Annotated in this window: 1 rRNA gene; it reads left to right on the forward strand. The window is 54.9% G+C overall.

Annotated elements, in window-relative coordinates:
• Window positions 1-559: ribosomal RNA gene (locus ACFFIS_RS11090) — 23S ribosomal RNA — on the forward strand; the annotation flags it as partial.

Here is a 559-nt window from a genome sequence, read left to right on the forward strand (position 1 = left end):
CGCCTCCTAAAAGGTAACGGAGGCGCCCAAAGGTTCCCTCAGAATGGTTGGAAATCATTCGTAGAGTGTAAAGGCAGAAGGGAGCTTGACTGCGAGACCTACAAGTCGAGCAGGGACGAAAGTCGGGCTTAGTGATCCGGTGGTTCCGCATGGAAGGGCCATCGCTCAACGGATAAAAGCTACCCCGGGGATAACAGGCTTATCTCCCCCAAGAGTTCACATCGACGGGGAGGTTTGGCACCTCGATGTCGGCTCATCGCATCCTGGGGCTGTAGTCGGTCCCAAGGGTTGGGCTGTTCGCCCATTAAAGCGGTACGCGAGCTGGGTTCAGAACGTCGTGAGACAGTTCGGTCCCTATCCGTCGTGGGCGTTGGAAGTTTGAGAGGAGCTGTCCTTAGTACGAGAGGACCGGGATGGACACACCGCTGGTGTACCAGTTGTTCCGCCAGGAGCATAGCTGGGTAGCTACGTGTGGAAAGGATAAGTGCTGAAAGCATCTAAGCATGAAGCCCCCCTCAAGATGAGACTTCCCATCACTTCAAGTGAGTAAGATCCCTTA

It is taken from the genome of Paracerasibacillus soli (assembly GCF_042432965.1).
Taxonomy (GTDB): domain Bacteria; phylum Bacillota; class Bacilli; order Bacillales; family Amphibacillaceae; genus Paracerasibacillus; species Paracerasibacillus soli.